The sequence below is a fragment of the Nitratireductor sp. B36 genome (assembly GCF_020833685.1).
In the GTDB taxonomy this organism is placed as follows: domain Bacteria; phylum Pseudomonadota; class Alphaproteobacteria; order Rhizobiales; family Rhizobiaceae; genus Nitratireductor.
The window spans coordinates 704059-722842 of the sequence record NZ_JACKZY010000001.1 but is presented as its reverse complement, the minus strand read 5'-3'; the positions used below and the strand labels follow the sequence as shown (position 1 = coordinate 722842).

Sequence of the window (18784 nt, the reverse complement as noted above, 5' to 3'; positions counted from 1 at the left end):
GGAGGAAAGGCATGGGGCGCGCCGACTGGAGACGGTATTCATTGTGCGAATGGCAATCGCTGCAGCGCCTGTTTCAAAGGCGCGACCAGGTCTGGTTGCGGCAGATCAGTCCGCCGAGAACACAACCGCCCATTTTGAGACTGTTGCCGGAGAGTGTGCCCTTGCCGGAATAGGTCTTGTCGTTGGCAGGGTCCGTGATCTTGCCGGTATATTTGCTGCCGCCGGCTGCCTGGAACGTGCCGATCTTCTTGCCTGCGTGCTTCCCGCTTTTCAACGTGATGCAATAAGAACCGCCGCAGGATGCGATTTGTGCCGTCGCTCCGGACTCCGTCCGCCAGTTCCCTTCAATAGGATCGGCCATGGCGATACCGCCGGCCAAAAGCAGAGCTGCGCTGCTGAGAACAAGTCTGCCAATCATCACTTTTCCTCCCAATGATGTTGCAAGTGCAGCTTACGCAAACGTAAACGTAATACAACCGCTTTCTGCACGTGCAACGTCAAGGGACCGTTTTGCTCGGCCGGCGGGGGCCGGATCACTCGAGACCGTAGAGCCGGGCGATATCGTCGAGCATCAGCCGCGCAGCCAGGACACCGCCCGCTGTATTCCAGATCGTGTCGTCAACCTCGTGGACATTGCCGGACTTTACGGCCGAAAGCGTTTGCCAGAGGGGATCCTGAAGCACGTCTTCAGAAAGTTTTGTCGCCTCGCCATCGCCCGGTTCATAGGTGAAATAAAAAATGCGGTCGCCATCCATGTCCGGGATGCTTTCTTTGCCGACCTTCAACACGAAGCTGTCGACATCCTGATTCTCGGGTCGTTTGAAACCGATCTTTTCGAGAATGAACCCGGAAAAACTGTCTTTCTGATAAATACGTATGTGGCCCGGCATGAAGCGGATGACAGAGACCTTTTCGTTCACTTTCTCACCGAGAGCGTCAGTTAGCTTCCGCGCACGCGCGTCGAAGTCCGAAAGCACTTTCTCGCCCGCGTCCTCTCTGTTCACGGCCTTCGCCCAGAGCTGGAAATTTTCTCGCCAGTCGCCCCGCAGCCGCTCCGATATGACGGTGGGTGCGATTGCCGAAAGCTGCTCGAAGATAGCTTCATGGCGGAGCTTGGTTCCAAGAATGAGATCAGGTTCCAGAGCCGCGATCAGTTCCAGATTGACTGCGCTCTCCTTGCCGACCGGTTCAACATCGCCCATTTGGTCGGAGATGTGATGGTACCACGGGTCACCATTCCATGAATTGGCGGCACCTACAGGCTTAACGCCCAGCGCCAGCAGCGCTTCAGTCCCCTCATTGGTGAGCACGACAACGCGCTGCGGTTCATCCGGAACCGTTGCCACTCCCATGGCATGCTTGATCTCGGCAGCATTTGCCGCCATGGCGAAACCCGCAATCAATGCGGCCGATAAGAATGGAAGAAAGCGCATTTACGTCTCCTGTCGTGGCGCGACGTTCTCTCGAAGGCTTCGTCCAAACAAATGCTGCGTAAGAATGTCAAGTTTTAAGTTGACATGCCTTTCCCATTTCTGAAATGCAGCAGGCTGAAGATGAGATCGATGCCGCGCCACTTACCCCATGTCCTCTTGCTCGGACTGATCGCTGCCCTGGCGGTCGTCAGTGTTCATGTAGGCATTCGATTCACACCGCCGTCCGAAGTCTGGCGCGCTCTGATGGAAGGGGGAGCGGATCAGACGGCCTTGATCGTCAATACGCTCCGTGTGCCGCGTACTTTGATCGCCATTGTGGTGGGCGGCGGCCTCGGGCTTTCGGGGCTTCTGTTGCAGACTGCAAGCCGCAACCCGCTGGCCGAGCCCGGTCTGCTCGGCATCAATGCCGGGGCCGGACTGGCGGTGGTGTTGCTTGTCGTCTTCGCGGGAAACAGCTCGCTTTCACTGATCGCGGGGGCGGCCTGCCTAGGCGCGTTGTTGTGCGCTCTCCTGGTTTTCTCACTGGCCTTTTCGGCAGGCGGAATAGCCTCTCCGTCCTACCTGCTGCTGGCTGGCGTTACGGTCGCAGCGCTTCTGTCATCCGGCATCCAGATCGTAATGGTTGCCGATGAACGAACCATGGAGGAGCTGATTTTCTGGTTATCCGGCGGGTTTGCCGACCGGGATGTCGATCTCCTCTATCTGGCCGCACCAGCCATAGCGTTATGTGGGCTGTTCAGCATGCTGCTCCATCCAATGCTGGATGCATTGCTTACCGATGACACGACCGCCCAGACCCTTGGTGTTCCGGTTCTTAAAACGCGGCTGGCGGCGCTTGTCCTTGCAGCGCTTCTGGCCGGGGTTGGCGTCTCTGTTGCAGGGCCAGTGGCCTTCATCGGACTTGTCGCACCGCATCTTGCAAGACTCTCCGGTCGGCAAAGCCATCGCGATCTGATCCCTCTGTCCCTGCTGACAGGATCCACCCTTGCGCTGGCGGCAGATATTGCTGCCCGGTTCGTCATCTATCCATCTGAAGCGCCCGTCGGTGTGCTCCTGGCGGCAGTTGGGGTACCTGTGCTTCTTTACCTTTTGCAGAGGAAGCGGGTTGGAGGCGCGGCGTGAAGAGTGCCGGTCCTATCCACGCCACCACCGCTTCCGCGTCGCGGCGGCCAATTGTTCTTGCCCTTTGCATGGCAGTCCTCTGCCTGCTGGGATTTGCCAGTATTGCGCTGGGTAGTTCGGGTATGCCACTGAACCGCGTGGTTCTGGCCATTCTTGGGACAGGAGAACGCAGCGATACCATCATCATCTGGTCGCTGCGGATGCCACGGCTGCTGATGGCCGGATTGAGCGGCGTGGCCCTGGCGCTGGCCGGCTTCATCCTGCAACGCGCAACGCGCAATGAGCTTGCTTCCCCATCTGTGCTTGGCATTGTCGATGGTGCGGCGCTGGGTGTGATGTGCTTCCTTCTCATGTTCAGCAATGAATCGAACGCTCTTGTCGTCAGCATCATGTGGCAGCCATTGGCGGCAGCGCTGGGGGCGCTGCTCTTTGCGGGTGTCGTCATCCTCCTTGCGCTGCGCACTGATGCGCCGCCGTTGCGCACCATCCTCTATGGCGTTGCACTCGGGGCACTGGCGAAGGCTGGAGTGACACTCTTTCTGGTCGATGGGCCGGTGCATCGCGCCAGCCAGGCGGCCATGTGGCTAGCAGGCTCCGTTTATCAGGCGCGCTGGGCGGATGTTGATGTCTTGGCAATCGTGCTTACCGTTTTTGTGCCGCTCGCCTTTCTGCTTTCACGCCGCATGGATCAACTTATGCTCGACGAGATCAGCGCTCAGGCAAGCGGTCTGTCAGTGCGCTCAACACAGCTGATGCTGTTCGGACTGGCGGCTCTCCTCACGGCCGCGGCCGTTTCATTTGCTGGAGCGATTGGCTTTGTCGGTCTAATTGCTCCCCATATTGCGCGTCTCATCTTGCCGGGGCGTGCCGGTACGCAGATGCTGGCAGCGGCATTGGTGGGCGCGGCGATGGTCATGGCGGCCGACATGATGGTGCGAACGCTTTTCGCTCCGCTTGAGGTGCCTGCGGGTGCGGTGACAGCCGTGATCGGCGCACCCTATTTCCTTTTCATTCTCATACGTGCGGGACGTATTCATGCATAGCGATCATCGGAATGAGATTGAATTGCGCTCCGTTGCGCTAGGCTATCCGGGCAAACGTGTTTTCAGAGACCTCAACCTCTCGATCCGACCCGGTAGGCTGACGGCCTTCTGTGGACCCAATGGCTGTGGCAAATCGACGGCGCTCCGTGCTATGCGCGCGCTCCTGCCGGCAGATGCCGGGTCTGTGCTGTTGCGCGACAGGCCCATCGCCGACCTGCCGGTGAAGACGCTCGCCCGTGAAATCGCCATGCTGACGCAAAGTCCGACCGCCCCCGAGGAACTGACTGTCGAACAGTTGGTCCGGCTTGGGCGCTATGCGCACCGCAGAGCTTTCACCTCCAATACCGACAGCGACCGTAGAGCCGTCACAAATGCGCTGCGGGAAACAAATCTCACGGATATGGCCAACCGCTCGATCGGCAGCCTATCGGGCGGGCAGCTCCAGAGGGTCTGGATTGCCATGGTTCTGGCGCAGGCGTCTCCGGTCATTCTGCTGGACGAACCCACCAACCATCTTGATATCGCGCACGCTCTGGAAGTGCTGGCTCTGGTGCGCCGCCTTGGCGCGCAGGAAGGAAAGACGGTGGTGGTCGTCCTTCATGATCTGAACCTGGCTGCACGTTTTGCCGACGATATCGTCTTCTTTCGCGGGGGCGAAGTGGCCGGCTCAGGCCCGGTGGAAGAGGTCTTCCGTCAGGATCTGATCGAAGATGTGTTCGGAATCGAATGTATCGTGCGGCACGAAGAGGTGTCCCAACGGCCCTTCTGTGTGCCCATCGCTGCCTGCCCGGGACGCCGCGATCGCCTGGTTCAGGACTAGAATTTTCAGGAAATCCCTCGTCAAAGCGTTTCGCATGGTTATCAAAACCTTGCTGCGGCCGTTAACGGTTTGAGGCTGCCCGTCTGTCCGAAACCCAAGCCCGGCAGGGCTTTGCGATGCTTAACAAAAACAGGCATTTACTGAAAATTTGAACTTTGTTTTCTTCAAATTAAGCACAAGATTTAACGGCGATTTCAACCGTACCCTGCATTCTCGAAAGCATCGAAGGGCTGGCCCGGAAGGGACAAAACAAAAGGCTCTCGGGAGTAAAAACAGGGATCTTGAATTATGGCACGTTACGATGTTCAGGAAGCAGGCTTCGGTACGGCTGGTTCGTCCACCCAGGCCGACGTGCTGTTTCAACTTGGAATGATGTATGCGACCGGTCGCGATTGCGATGTCGACCTGGTAGCCGCACACAAATGGTTCAACATTGCAGCCATCAAGGGCTCTGAACGCGCAGCTGAGCTACGTTCGGAGTTGGCGGCGGGCATGTCCAAGCCGGAGCTCGCCAGAGCGCTGCGCGATGCCCGCGAATGGATGACGATGCACTGATGCGGTGGGGGGGCGGACCGTCCAGGGCCCGGCCTGAAATCAGCCGGGTCCTGAACGCAAGGCACCATCACAAATCGCCTATTCCGCTTCATGAAAGCGGACCAGCATGGCTCCATCGTTGACCTGGGCACCCTCCGCGGCGATTTCGGCAATAACACCGTCGTGCGGCGCAGCAATGGTATGCTCCATCTTCATCGCTTCGAGCACCAGAAGTGGCTGACCCTTCTTGACCATATCATTGACCGTGGCACGGACCAGCTTCACCAGACCGGGCATCGGCGCTCTTAGCCGATCACCAGCACCGCTATCCTCCGCGGACTGAAGACGGTCCGGCACTTTCAATGTCAGTGCATCGGCACCTTCAAACACCGTTACATGCCCTGGCCACGCCGCGATGCGGGTGGGGTCGTCACGGCGCACGATGATGGGCTGGTCTGATGGATCATCGCCAAGACGAATGGCCAGGGCCCCATCGGCCTGGGCCGAGACGCGCGCTTCCACAAGTTGTTCATCATGCACAACAGTCCGCTTGTGAACGAGCGAGCTGAAATGGCCATATCCCGGAATTGCCGAGTATGGATCGTTCGGGCGATCAGAGGGCTCGGCCATGGACGTCGCAGCAATGGCTGCCGCCAGATGTCTTTCCTGCAACGGTGCGGTTTTGGTCAGCACATCTTGCTTGCGTCCGATCAATCCCGTTTCCAGCCGTCCGGCATAAAAATCATCGTCGCGCAACAGTCGTGTCAGAAATCCGAGATTGACGGTGGAGCCGGCAATTTCGGTTTTCTCGAGCGCGGTCGCCAGTCCATCAACCGCTCCCGCCCGGGTCGGGGCATGAACGATCAGCTTCGCGATCATCGGATCGTAGAAGGGAGTTATGGCATCTTTCTCCGCAACACCGGCGTCCACGCGCAGCGTTGCGGTGTCGAGCCTGTCTGGAAAACGCAAATGGTGCAGCGTTCCCGTGGCCGGCAGAAAGTTCCGTGTCGCATCCTCTGCGTAAAGACGCGCTTCGACCGCATGGCCGGTCAGGGTGATCTCGTCCTGTGTGCAGGGCAGGGGCTCGCCTGAAGCCACCCGCAATTGCCACTCGACCAGATCAATCCCCGTCACCATCTCGGTCACCGGGTGTTCGACCTGCAATCGTGTGTTCATCTCCATGAACCAGAAGCGATCCGGTCGGAGCCCTTCTGAAGCATCGACGATGAACTCGATCGTGCCGGCGCCGCTATAGGAAATGGCCTTGGCCGCCTTCACGGCCGCCTCCGTCATGGCGATCCGCGTTTCCTCGTTCATTCCGGGCGCAGGGGCCTCTTCAATCACCTTTTGATGCCGGCGCTGGGCTGAGCAATCGCGTTCGAAGAGATGGACGGCATGGCCGTGCTTGTCCCCGAAAACCTGCACCTCGATGTGCCTCGGGGACTGAATATACTTTTCGACCAGAACCCGCTCGTCGCCAAACGCCGCCTTTGCTTCTCGTTGAGCAGCCGCCAGCGCTTCAGGAAACGCGTCCGGGTCGGACACCAGACGCATGCCTTTGCCCCCGCCGCCCGCGCGCGCTTTGATGAGAACCGGATAGCCAATCTCATTCGCCTTGGAGGCAAGGGCGACAAGTGCCTGCGTGTCACCATGATAGCCGGGAACCACCGGCACCCCGGCTTTCTCCATGAGCCTTTTTGCGGCGTCTTTGAGCCCCATTGCGCGAATGGCTTGCGAAGACGGGCCAACAAAGATGAGACCTGCTGCCTCCACCTGTCCAACGAAGTCCGGATTTTCCGATAGAAAGCCATAGCCTGGATGGATGGCCTGAGCGCCGGTTTCACGAGCAGCGGCAATGATTTTCCCGCCATTCAGATAGCTTTCGGCAGCCGGGGCCGGACCGATATGGACGGCCTGGTCAGCGAGACGCGTATGAAGCGCGTTCCTGTCCGCATCCGAATAAACAGCCACGGTAGCGATCCCGAGACGTCGCGCAGTCCTGATAACCCGGACGGCAATTTCTCCGCGATTGGCAATGAGAATCTTGTCGAACATGCAGAACGTTCCTCCTACGAAGCAGAGATACCATAAAGCGTCAGGATCGGTTTGTAGCAGGAAAATTATGGCAGACTGCGCGCAGTCTCTACCAATCCCGTCTCGCTTGAGCATCCCAGCGCCTTCTGTGGTCCACCATCGAGCTTTTGAGAGAAAGCCGCAGGAGAAAGCGTAAGCTATACAGTATTGGGAACTATCGAATTCGGTAAGAATACCCAAAACAACTGCGCCACAGCGGCCCGGATCCAATATGCTTTGTGAAAGTGCTGGAGTGTCGAAGCGCCCATATGGCCGGCATGTGCTGTGTTGGTGGAGACGGTCGGCTTCTAGGCACGTGGAACATGCTGTGCGCAGGATGTTCGGTTTGGCTGACAGGAGCCTTCCTTGAACAGCCGGTTCGCGTTCAACGTAGTTTGACCTTGAAACTCAGTAAGCGCGTTTGTGTCGCTCGAGTGGCAAAGCGTTGTAACGCCGGGAAAGCGTGAGTTCTCGGAACGCGAGTAGCAAAAATCAAAAGCTAGCAAAGCGGAGCGGTGGGTTGTGCCCGCCGTGAGCCGTTAAGGCCGCGCGTATGTCAGCGAGTGGGGGACGTTTGGAGGCGTGAAGCGGAGCAATTCGCTGAATCTGTCAGCAGATAAAAGATGGAAATTCCATGATGAAATATTCACCATCCCGCTTTCTGTTCGCCAGTAGTCTTGTATCAATCTCGGCTACTTTGCAAATCGGACCGCTCTTTGCAGCGGACATGCAGGGGAGGGAGCCTGTTCCTGAACCGCCAATATACGAATCTTCGCCCCTACGACAAAACGGCCGCATTGTGGGCGGCGCGCCCATGGGGGGCACAGTTGGCGGAGCGCCCATGATTGTACCTGGAGACGCAACTCCTGTGTACAAGGGTGACGATATGCCTCCCCTGGTCGATCTCGAAGGCGACTGTGGCGGCGTTGCTTGTCCTGCTGCCATGCGCGGGAAAATGCTGGACAACAGTTCCGTCGGGAGACTGCGTATCGGTGAGAACACGGAACGCGCTGGACCCGATGACCGGCCCGCCGTCCCCTTCGTCATATCCGTTGATGGGCAGATCGTCGACGAAAGTGGCCACATAACCAATGAGGGCATGTTTGGTGTCTCAGCCAATGCGCGCCCTGTCGACAAACAGCGCAAAACCGATCTCGATCTCAGTTCGGTGGATATTCAGATCAAGTTCGACGGGTTGGACACGGCTCCCTTGCTCAATGTGTCAACCGTGCCCGTCCAACGCATTTTCCGTGAAGGAGAACCGGTTCGGTTCTACGCCACATCAAACTACCCCGCATTCATCAGTCGAGCGGAGGTTCGCATATTCGAGAGCAACGTTGCCTGGAACAACAAGCCCGTGGCGGTTGTCCCCATTAATGTGAATGACGAGGCAAGCTGGGTCATGCCGGCACGCAGCGGCCGCGAGTTTCACTATGTGTTGCGTGTCTACGACGCCAAGGGTCGCTTCGACGAAACGGTGCCGATGAGCATTGGCAGCACACGTGGCGAATTCCTCTCAGATTCTGGCAACGGCTTCGCTCCAGGAAATGCGGAAGACCGCACGGCGTTCCGCAACATCCCTGTCTACGGTGGGGCCATAACGGTCTACGGAAAGAACGTGCCGGAGGGATACGGCATCGTCGCCTTTGATGAAATGGTCCCGCTGGACCCAAATGGGGCTTTTGTCACTCAACGTATCCTGCCTCCGGGCCAGCACATCGTCGATGTGGCCGTTGATGGCGGGTCGAAAGCAGGTGGCCTTTATTTCAGCCGGGACGTGAATATCCCCACCAACGACTGGTTCTATGTCGCTCTTGCAGATTTCACCTTGGGGAAACGAACTGGCGACAGTGGTATCGAGGAAGTGCGAACCGGTGAATTCGACAAAGTTTGGAACTCGGGCCGTCTGGCGTTCTACCTCCGCGGAAAGATCAAGGGAAAATTCCTGCTGACAGCGGCTGCGGACACGGGCGAGAACGAGGTCAAAAATCTCTTCCGGGACCTCGATGCGAGAGATCCAAGAGAATTGCTCCGCCGCATTGACCCGGACAAATATTACCCTGTCTATGGTGACGATTCCACCTCGGTCGAGGACGCGCCGACCAACGGAAAATTCTATGTGCGCCTTGCCCGGGGCGAAAGTCATGTGATGTGGGGCAACTACAAGACCAAGATTTCGGGGACACGCTTCCTCCAGGTGGATCGCGGTCTTTACGGTGCTGAGATGGTTCTGCGTTCACCGGGCAACAATGAGAACGGAGAGCCCAAATTCTCAGCTACGGCCTTTGCGGCAAAACCGGAAACCTTACCCCAGCGGGATGAGTTTTTGGGGACTGGTGGTTCCGCCTATTTCCTGAAACGCCAGCGCATCATTCAAGGTTCGGAGACCTTGCATATCGAGTACCGTGACAAGGTCACAGGCCGGGTCATCGAGAGACGCGCATTGGTGTATGGGGAGGATTACACCATCGACTATCTGCAGGGTGTTGTCATCCTTGACGCGCCTCTCTCTTCCGGATCAATCGACGATGGCGCAATCCGAAATGGTGCGCTGGGCGGATACAAGGCCTATATGGTCGCCCAATATGAATATCGGTCGCGCTCAGGCGAAATGGATGACTACGTTTACGGCGGACGTGCCCAGACGTGGCTCGGGAAGCATGTCCGCTTGGGAGCCACCGGCATAAAGGACTCCACCGGCCTGTCGGATCAGAAGGCCTATGGGGCTGATGTCAGGCTTCAACGCTCCGCGGAGACCTTTATCGACGGCGAAATCGCGTATTCGAAAGGTCCGGGCTTTGGCATCTCGCGGTCAACGGATGGCGGTCTGTCATTGTCGGATCAGGATACCGCTGGGCGCGAAGGACTTTCGGCGAAAGCCTGGAGTTTGCGCGGTCAGATGGCCTTGAGTGATTTCCGCTTTCTGGGAACCGCTGGCAGAATCGGTGGCTATTATGAACAGAAGGAAGCTGGTTTCTCGAGCGTGACCGAGCAGGTCGACGCAGACGAACGCAGTTGGGGCGCAGAGCTTGAAGTCCCCTTGAGCGCCAGCATGAACCTGAAACTGTCATATGACGACTATCAGACCGAAGAGGGGAGGGATCAAAGTGATGCGGAACTGGAGGTCAGCTATGCCTTCGATGCTTATTGGAAGGCAGCTTTCGGCGTTGCCTATTCCAAACTTTATTCGCCAGGAGCGATAGCCTCTGGAAAATCCGGTTATGACGGTACCAGGCTAGACGCGGGCCTGCGTGTCGATTATCGGCAGAATGACGACTATCTCTACTACGGTTTCGTTCAGGGAACAGTCGACAGGAAAGGCAATATCTCCAAGAATGATCGCTACGGCGTGGGTGCAGAAGTGCGCCTGAGCGAGAAGCTTGGTGTTGAAGGCGAAGTCTCCTGGGGAGAGTCAGGAATTGGTGGGTTGGCGGCTTTGACCTACGATCCAACGCCTGAAGATCACTACTACATCGGTTATCGCCTTGATCCGGATCGCGCCACCGACGGCAGCTATGGCTATGATCTGCAGGGGCGCGATCACGGCGCGGTCGTCGCAGGCGTGAAGAAGCGGATGAGCGATGTCGTTTCTGCTTATTCAGAAGCAGATTTCGATCTCTTTGGACGGCGGAATTCTCTGGCTCAGCGCTACGGCGTGATCTACACACCCGACGTAGCCTGGACTTTTGATGGCGGCGTGGAGGCTGGCAATATTGAGGATGATCGCGTCAACACGGCCACCGGCAAGGAATATTCCGACTTCGAACGATACGCCGGATCGCTTGGTGTGGGGTTCAAGGACGAGGAATTGGGTCTCAGTGCAAGGCTTCGCGGCGAAGCCAGGTTCGAACGGTCCGAGGACGAAACACGCAACCGCAACACATACGTCATGAGCGCCGGCGCCAGTATGGATCACGACGGATATGGCCGGGTCCTGGGAAGTGTGGACGCCGTCATTTCTCAAACACCGGCCGGCACATACTACAACGGAGACTATATCGAGGGTTCACTGGGTTACGCGTATCGCCCCGTGGACAACGATCTCCTGAACGCGTTGTTCAGATACACCTATCTCTACAACCTCCCGGGCAACGATCAGATCAGCAGCATGTCACGCTCGACGAACGGCCCGCTTCAACGTAGCCATATCGTCTCCGCCGATCTGACCTATGATCTCCTTCCCTGGCTGTCCGTCGGTGGCAAATACGGCATGCGGCTGGGCGAAATCCGGACGAGAAGCAGTGACGGTAGCGGGACCATGGGCGATTGGGAAAAATCCTCAGCCCATCTGGGTGTCCTGCGAGCCGATCTCCATGTCGTGAAAAATTGGGATGCGATGCTCGAGGGGCGGGCCTTCTACCTTCCGGAGATTCAATCGATGGACTATGGCGCTCTCGCTGCCCTCTACAGGCATGTCGGCAACAACTTCAAGGTCGGTGCCGGTTACAATTTCGGGCGCTTCTCGGACGATCTCCGCGACCTTACGCTGGATGACCGTGGAGCCTTCCTCAACGTGGTTGGGAAGTTCTGACGCCCGAAGCGGGCGCCGCTCGTGGGGGGAGGCGCCCGCACCCGCTTTCGAAAGCAAGAAGACATGTCCTCATTTCGACAAGGTTGTGTCTTGTAAGATCTCGGACATTCAGATCGCCAGGGCGTCTTTCCAGACGCCCTGGCGATCTGCTACGTGAATGTCGGCACTGCAGCAGAGGCCGTTGGCAACAAACGGGGGCATTGGAATTGGCCAAAATATCTTGGATCGTCCTGGCCGCGGCCACGGCTTTGCTTCCCGCTTCCGCACTTGCCGAGTGGAAGCCCATTGAACGGGTGGAACCCTACGCCATCTCTGGATCAACGGCGCTAGATCTCTACAAGTCCATCGGTGAGAACGGCCCCAAACTGGGCGTGCGTCGGGTGATCGCCTACACGGATTTCAAACTGACCTGGCGTCGCGATTATCAGCCACGCAAGGATGGAGCCTGCGTTCTGGCTTCAGCAACGCCGAAACTGATCATCACCTACCGTCTGCCACAGATATCCGGGTCTCTGTCATCGCAGACACGTTTGGCCTGGGAGCGCTTCATTGAGGGGGTGAGGGCGCACGAGCGCGTCCATGGAGAGATCATTACCGACATGGTGAAGCAGATCGAAGCCGTGTCGGTCGGATTGCGGGCCGAGAATGATCCTGGGTGTCAGAAAGTGCGCGCGACACTGCAGGAACACTTGGGAAGACTCTCTCAGGAACAGCGACAGCGCAGCCGCGAGTTCGATCGCGTCGAAATGGGCGATGGCGGCAATGTCCACCGCCTCGTTATGGAGTTTATCAATGGCGACCGGCAGCGCAGCAACTGACGCTGCCTGTCCGTTTCCTACATTCTGAACACGCCGAATTTTGTGTCGGGGATCGGCGCGTTCAGCGCAGCACCCAGGGAGAGAGCGAGAACTTCCCGAGTTTTTGCAGGATCGACGATCCCGTCATCCCAAAGGCGGGCGCTCGAGTATAGCGGATGGCCTTCGCGCTCGTATTTTTCGAGAATGGGTTTGCGAAACTCGGCCTCTTCCTCCGCGCTCCAGCTTCCCCCCTTCCTTTCGATGCCTTCTCGCTTGACGATGGAAAGGACAGTGGCTGCCTGTTCTCCGCCCATCACCGAAATGCGCGCATTCGGCCACATCCAGAGGAATCGGGGGGAATAGGCGCGGCCACACATGCCGTAATTGCCGGCGCCGAATGAACCGCCGATGATGGCCGTGACTTTCGGCACCTGAGCTGTCGCCACCGCCGTCACCAGTTTGGCGCCGTCGCGTGCAATGCCGCCGGCCTCGTATTTGCGCCCGACCATGAACCCGGTGATGTTCTGCAGGAACACAAGAGGGATCTTTCGCTGGCAGCACAATTCGATGAAATGGGCACCTTTCAATGCGCTTTCGGAGAAAAGAACACCGTTATTTGCCAGAATGCCCACCGGAATTCCGTAAATATGGGCAAAACCGGTGATCAGCGTGGTGCCGTAATTGGCCTTGAATTCATCGAACTCCGAGCCGTCCACCACGCGTGCGATCACCTCGCGCACATCGTAGGGCTGGCGGGTATCGGCGGGAATGATGCCGTAGATCTCACGCGGATCGTAGACAGGTGGAATCGGTTTGCGAAGATCGAGCGATATGGTCTTCTTTCGATTCAGGTTTTTGACGATGCGCCTCACGATGGCGAGCGCATGTTCATCGTCGAGCGCGTAGTGATCGGCCACGCCGGATTCGCGTGTGTGTACCTCCGCGCCACCCAGCTCTTCCGCAGTAACCACTTCGCCGGTCGCGGCCTTCACCAGCGGCGGGCCGCCGAGAAAAATGGTGGCATTGCCCTTCACCATTACTGTTTCGTCGCTCATCGCCGGCACATAGGCGCCGCCGGCGGTGCATGACCCCATCACGCAGGCAATTTGGGGAATGCCTTTCGCAGACATGTTCGCCTGATTGTAGAAGATGCGGCCGAAATGATCCCGATCGGGAAAAACCTCGTCCTGGTTGGGCAGGTTGGCGCCGCCCGAATCCACCAGGTAGATGCAGGGAAGATTGTTCTCCAGCGCAATTTCCTGGGCACGCAGATGCTTTTTCACCGTAAGAGGATAATACGTGCCGCCTTTCACGGTCGCATCGTTGACCACGATGACGCATTCGCGCCCTTCGATCCGCCCGACCCCTGCAATCAGACCTGCGGAAGCAATGTCTCCGCCATACATGTCGAAGGCGGCAAACTGGCCGATCTCGAGAAAGGGGGCACCCACATCGAGCAATTGCGCAAGACGTTCGCGCGGCAGGAGCTTGCCACGCTTGAGATGGCGTTCCCGCGCTTCATCTGATCCGCCGCGCTCGATCAAGGCAGCCTTCTCGGCCATTTCGCCCACCAGCGACTGCATCCGGTCGAAATTGGCCCTGTATGCGTCGGAGGAGGGGGAAAGTTGCGATTGAAGGACGGTCATGCAATCTCCTGCGATCCTTGCGGGTCTTTATCCCGGTGGTGGGGGATATTGTTCATATAACGGCGCTGTCGGCAAAGTGCATCATTGGCAGTGCATCAATGGATTGGAGGACCATAAAAGCGATTTTCCGGCAGCTGGCCAACCGCATCAATGGTTCTCACGCCTCCGACATCATCTCGCGTCCGATCAGCCAACGCCTGATTTCGCTCGTGCCGGCGCCGATCTCATAGAGCTTCGCATCCCGCAATAGTCGCCCTGCTGGAAACTCGTTCACATAGCCATTGCCACCCAGAAGCTGGATCGCGTCCAGTGCGGTCTGTGTCGCTTTCTCAGCCGCATAAAGGATGCAGCCCGCCGCGTCTTTGCGGGTCGTCTCGCCGCGATCGCATGCGGCAGCCACCGCATACACATAGGCACGGCAGGCGTTCATCGTTGTGTACATGTCGGCCAGCTTGCCCTGTACGAGTTGGAAAGAGCCAACGGCCTGGCCGAATTGCTCCCGCTCCCGCACATAGGGGGCCGCGACGTCAAGACAGGCAGCCATGATCCCCACTGGCCCGCCTGCCAGCACCACGCGCTCAAAATCGAGACCCGACATCAAGACATTGACGCCCTTGCCTTCCTCACCCAGCATATTTTCGAACGGCACCTCGACGTCTTCGAAGACCAGCTCACCCGTGTTGGATCCACGCATGCCGAGCTTGTCGAGCTTCTGGGCAACCGAAAACCCCTTCATGTCGCGCTCAATGATGAAGGCCGTGATGCCGCGCGGTCCAGCGTTTGGATCGGTCTTTGCATAGACCACCAGTGTGCCGGCGTCGGGCCCGTTGGTGATCCACATCTTGGAGCCGTTGAGGACAAAGCGGTCGTTTCGCTTTTCCGCCCGCAGTTTCATCGACACCACATCCGAACCGGCACCCGTCTCCGACATGGCGAGCGCGCCCACTGTCTCGCCAGAGCACAGGGCGGGCAGATACCTCTCCTTCTGTGCGTCATTTCCCCAGCGGCGTATCTGGTTCACGCACAGATTGGAGTGCGCGCCATACGAGAGGCCGACCGAGGCGGATGCCCGCGAGATTTCTTCCATGGCCACCACATGCGCCAGATAGCCGAGGCCCGAGCCGCCATAATCGGGATCGACGGTCATGCCGAGCAGGCCAAGAGCCCCCATCTCCTGCCAGAGATGGGCGGGAAACTCGTTGCTTTCGTCGATGCCTGCAGCGAGGGGCGCGACCTTTTCCTGCGCAAAGCGGTGGGTCATCTCCCGCAGCGCGTCGATGTCCTCGCCAAGTCCGAAATTCATCGATCCCGTATACATCGGTCTCCTCCGATCACATCACAGCGCCTACAAGGCGCATGGTCATGGTGTGGTAATTGGCAGCGACTTCGTCCTCCGAAAGCCGCAGTTCAGGGCGAAACCAAACGATCACGCCCGTGATCATCTGGATGATCGCCATGGCGGTCAGTGAAACATCGTCAATCTGAAACACCCTGTCGCGCTGGCCGTCTGTCAGAATGCTCCTGAGCTCGCCTTCATACTGGCTGCGGAGATCGAGAATGCGCTTGAGGCGTTTCTCGGAAAGGCTGCGCAGTTCCAGGTTGCTCACGTGAGTGGAGTTGCGACGGGCCAGGTGAAAGCGGATGTGGTTTTCAACGAAAGCAGCGAGGCGTCCTGCGGGCTTTTCTTCAATCGTGCCTTCTACAGGACGCGCTTCCCCCCAGGAAACGATCAGGTTCTCCATGTGCTCGCGCATGAGCGCGAAAAGCAGTTCTTCCTTGGTCGGAAAATAGCGGTAGAGCGCGGCAGGCTGAACGCCCACCTGGCTCGCGAGCTGGCGCATGGACATGGCCTCGAAGCCGAGGCGCGAGATCAGGTCAAGCGCGGCGTCGCGGATCGCCGCTTCGGTTTTTTCTCCATCAGAACCGGTCGTGCGTGCCATGGGATCTCCTTGGGAAATTAATAAAACGAACGTTCAATTAATTCAAGGCCCAAATAGAAATCCAAGACCCAGGCAGACGTGGGGCGTTTGCTTGCACGCTCAAAAAAGCACGGCTTGGGATGAGGTGAAAAACGGAGCCACCCGGACGGGACAGAAGCACGTATGCCAATGCGTTGATGCCAGGGCGGGAAACCGGGAAAATCGTCCCTGTTCTCCATACCGTCGTGCCCGGTTGACACAGGTGGCTCCGTTGCGAAGAAAACGGGAGTGGCCGAAATAGGTTCCAGAGTTTTTTTACGCCGTCTCAAAGAGTTTGCAGGAGCGCTTTGGTTGTCGTGACCTCGCAGAATTCAAAGCCGAGTGTAGCGACATGGGCGCGATGCAGGTCTTTTGCAGGGATTGTTCCACCTTGTCCGTCGGGAAGGTCGAAACAGTCGCAGGCGTCCTCCACCAGAACCATGGACCACCCCATATTGGCGCCTGTGCGGATCGTGGTCGAAACGCACATGTCGGTGGAAATGCCACACGTTACCACTGTTTTCGCGCCAAGCCGGCGTAGCCTGAGGTCAAGATCGGTACCGATGAATGCCGAGTTGACGCTCTTTGTCACGAGTTGCTCGCCAGGCAGTGGAGTAAACCCCGGGCGCATAGCATGGCCAGGTTCGCCGGCGCGAAGCGTAGAGCCGGTTTCGACGGAATCATGTCTTACGTGGATTATGGGCCGGTCCGCCTTCCGCCAGGCTTCAAGTACGGCAAGCGCGTTCTGGTCGACGTCCCTGTTCCAGCGTTGCGGCCACGGAGGGCCGTCGAAGGCCTGTTGGAAATCGACCAGGAGAAGAACAGCGCCATCCATATCCATCTATGAACCTTGCAAAAATCAAGTTGCTACCGGATTGCGCGCATCCGAAAGGATCCGGCCTCCGATGGCCACGAAACACACGCCGGCGGCGCGCTCTATCCAATGCTGAAGGTGTTGAAAGCGTCGAATGATCGGCGCTGAAGACATGAAAAGCGTAACAAGGGTATACCAAACCAACGCGCTTCCAATCACAAGAACGACCATCAGCAACATCAACCAGAATGGTGTGCTCTCCGTGACCGCGGTGGCAAAAACGCTTGTGAAGAGGACAATCGCTTTGGGATTGGTCGATGTCACCAGAAAACCAAACACCAGCGGATTGCCCTTGGGCTTGTCTCCGTGATCCCTCATTTCCAGTCGTATGGGCTGGGCAAAAAGCAGTTTAAGTCCCAGATAAATGAGATAGCAGCCGCCCAGGATGCGCACCGCCCACGCAAGCAATTGATATTCGATCAGGATCGCGGAAAGACCAGCAAGACTGAGGGCTGCATAAATACCAAGGCAAAGCGAGACGCCGAGTGTCGTCCACAGTCCGGCCACTGTTCCGCAGGTCATTGAGGAACGCACGACGGCAATAAAATCCGGTCCCGGCAGCATCAGCGCCGGGATAAAAACAGCAAACACGCCGGCCAGGATCACAAACGGCCCCATATCTCCTCCACTTCGGCAAGGTGGGCAGAGTTTGAACCTAATCCCGCTGGCATGTCCCACAAGAGCCAGCGGCACATCTTCGAACCCGACTCTGGACCAAAATATAGAGAAGAAGAAGGCCAGCACCAAAGGACAGGCCGAAGCCGAGCGTGGCGCCCGCGACCTTAGCCCCGAATGCTTCCAGCAAGAGCGCTGCGACAGAGAGCATTGAAAGCAATGCGAGGTTGTTGGCGCTTTCGGAGAGCGCGAGGAGGAACCCTTTTTCCCGACCCGCGCGCTGAGCAATCATGGCCGTGCTCGCCGGTGCGGCAAATCCCAGCGCCACACCCCATCCTCCAAGGCATAGAATCGCCCCATAAAGCGGGAGCGGTGCGAAGAGAAACAGGTTCAAGGTGAAAGCAAGCAAAAGCAGGGCTCCGAGGAGCAATGTCTGATCGTCTCTTAACAGTCGTTTGGCATTGCCGATTGAGAGGTTCCCAAATGCCAATCCGATACCGAAGGCGGCAACCGAAAGACCAGTCTGAAATGTGTCGATCGTAAATCGTTCACGCAAAAATTCACCGCTGAGACCGAAAGCGGCAACAGCGGATCCGTTCCCAAGTGCCTTGGCCGCAATCAACATGAGAACAGTTCTCTTGAGATCTTTGAAACAGGGCCGGTCCTGCCTGAACGGAGGGGGGCTTTCGGTTTTCAGAATGAGATTGACTGGCAGCATCAGCGCCACACAGCCGGCGGCGCTCGCCAGAAAGGGGGCACGCCAGCCGATCATTTGTGTGAGAACACCGGCAAGTGGCGGACCAAGTGCAATCCCGGCCGTCATGCCCAGCATGACGAGCCCCATGGCCCGGGCGTGGTCCGCATCAGGCAATCGGTCGGCAATCAGAGCGAAAGTGGCGGGGATGAGCGCCGCCGCTGCCGCTCCGCCAAGCACGCGAAGGAGAATGGCAGAACCAAGCGTCGGCGCACAGGCAACCGCAAGCCCGTCAGCTGCGAGGAGCGCCAGCGCACAGAGCAGGAGTTGCTTCCTGTCGATCTTGTGGGCGAGAAGGCCGATAATCGGCGCTCCAATCGCATAGGAAAGGGCGTAGCCGGAGATCAGCCAGGAAGCTGCAGCGGGTGACACATCAAAAGCCGACGCTATGGGTGTCAGGATAGGCGCGATCATGAATTCCGTCGCACCGACGAAGAAGACGACCAGTGCAAGCACTGGCAGAAAAAGCCTTGAAGGCATGGATAACCCCAGAAGTGCGTTGATAAGGATGGTCGAACGTCTGGAAATGGAGAAGAAAACCACCTGCAGGCGCGAAGGCTCTGCTTCAGTCATTCGGAGTTGGG

At 58.0% G+C, this 18784-nt stretch carries 15 protein-coding genes; 6 read left to right on the top strand and 9 right to left on the bottom strand.

Translation table 11 applies throughout. From position 1 onward, the window contains the following. Window positions 1-73: 73 nt before the first annotated feature. The gene (locus tag H7H48_RS03645; RefSeq protein WP_229447434.1) at window positions 74-418 is read right to left on the bottom strand and encodes a DUF2147 domain-containing protein; all 345 of its coding nucleotides are present in this window, start codon (window positions 416-418) and stop codon (window positions 74-76) included. 115 nt (window positions 419-533) lie between these two features. After that, window positions 534-1433, bottom strand: coding sequence for an ABC transporter substrate-binding protein (locus tag H7H48_RS03640; RefSeq protein WP_229447433.1), 900 nt, complete (start codon window positions 1431-1433; stop codon window positions 534-536). Between the two features lie 120 nt (window positions 1434-1553). On the opposite strand from H7H48_RS03640, the gene H7H48_RS03635 reads away from it, so the two are divergent. The 4 genes from H7H48_RS03635 (at window position 1554) to H7H48_RS03620 (ending at window position 4973) form a co-directional block, all read left to right on the top strand. Further along, window positions 1554-2555 carry an iron ABC transporter permease gene (locus H7H48_RS03635; protein ID WP_229447432.1) on the top strand — a complete coding sequence of 334 codons (1002 nt, stop codon included), beginning with the start codon at window positions 1554-1556 and terminating at the stop codon, window positions 2553-2555. A gap of 68 nt (window positions 2556-2623) precedes the next feature. Further along, window positions 2624-3598, top strand: coding sequence for an iron ABC transporter permease (locus tag H7H48_RS03630; RefSeq protein ID WP_255663365.1), 975 nt, complete (start codon window positions 2624-2626; stop codon window positions 3596-3598). Then, the gene (locus H7H48_RS03625; RefSeq protein WP_229447430.1) at window positions 3591-4418 is read left to right on the top strand and encodes an ABC transporter ATP-binding protein; all 828 of its coding nucleotides are present in this window, start codon (window positions 3591-3593) and stop codon (window positions 4416-4418) included. The genes H7H48_RS03630 and H7H48_RS03625 overlap by 8 nt, the downstream gene beginning before the upstream one ends. Before the next feature lie 288 nt (window positions 4419-4706). Then, complete coding sequence (locus tag H7H48_RS03620; protein ID WP_007008458.1) at window positions 4707-4973, top strand: sel1 repeat family protein; 267 nt, start codon at window positions 4707-4709, stop codon at window positions 4971-4973. 78 nt (window positions 4974-5051) lie between these two features. On the opposite strand, the gene H7H48_RS03615 is transcribed toward H7H48_RS03620, so the two are convergent. Beyond that, on the bottom strand, window positions 5052-7007 hold the full coding sequence (locus H7H48_RS03615; protein WP_229447429.1) for an acetyl/propionyl/methylcrotonyl-CoA carboxylase subunit alpha: 1956 nt from the start codon (window positions 7005-7007) through the stop codon (window positions 5052-5054). Between the two features lie 859 nt (window positions 7008-7866). On the opposite strand from H7H48_RS03615, the gene H7H48_RS03610 reads away from it, so the two are divergent. Beyond that, window positions 7867-11556, top strand: coding sequence for a TonB-dependent receptor (locus H7H48_RS03610; RefSeq protein ID WP_229447428.1), 3690 nt, complete (start codon window positions 7867-7869; stop codon window positions 11554-11556). A 206-nt stretch (window positions 11557-11762) separates the two neighbouring features. Next, window positions 11763-12374: a DUF922 domain-containing Zn-dependent protease gene (locus H7H48_RS03605; protein ID WP_370633302.1), complete on the top strand. Its 612-nt coding sequence runs from the start codon at window positions 11763-11765 to the stop codon at window positions 12372-12374. A 17-nt stretch (window positions 12375-12391) separates the two neighbouring features. Here H7H48_RS03605 and H7H48_RS03600 read toward each other — a convergent pair whose 3' ends face one another. From H7H48_RS03600 to H7H48_RS03575, 6 genes are all read right to left on the bottom strand, one after another. Next, window positions 12392-13999: a carboxyl transferase domain-containing protein gene (locus H7H48_RS03600; protein ID WP_229447426.1), complete on the bottom strand. Its 1608-nt coding sequence runs from the start codon at window positions 13997-13999 to the stop codon at window positions 12392-12394. Between the two features lie 157 nt (window positions 14000-14156). Then, on the bottom strand, window positions 14157-15317 hold the full coding sequence (locus H7H48_RS03595) for an isovaleryl-CoA dehydrogenase (RefSeq protein ID WP_229447425.1): 1161 nt from the start codon (window positions 15315-15317) through the stop codon (window positions 14157-14159). Between the two features lie 13 nt (window positions 15318-15330). Then, entirely contained in the window at window positions 15331-15939 is a 609-nt protein-coding gene (locus H7H48_RS03590; RefSeq protein WP_229447424.1) for a TetR/AcrR family transcriptional regulator, read from the bottom strand. Window positions 15940-16243: 304 nt separating this feature from the next. Further along, entirely contained in the window at window positions 16244-16798 is a 555-nt protein-coding gene (locus H7H48_RS03585; protein WP_229447423.1) for a cysteine hydrolase family protein, read from the bottom strand. A gap of 18 nt (window positions 16799-16816) precedes the next feature. Then, window positions 16817-17437 (bottom strand): LysE family translocator, encoded by a 621-nt coding sequence (locus tag H7H48_RS03580; protein ID WP_229447422.1) that lies wholly within the window; start codon window positions 17435-17437, stop codon window positions 16817-16819. A gap of 49 nt (window positions 17438-17486) precedes the next feature. Then, entirely contained in the window at window positions 17487-18773 is a 1287-nt protein-coding gene (locus tag H7H48_RS03575) for an MFS transporter (protein WP_229447421.1), read from the bottom strand. Window positions 18774-18784: the final 11 nt, after the last annotated feature.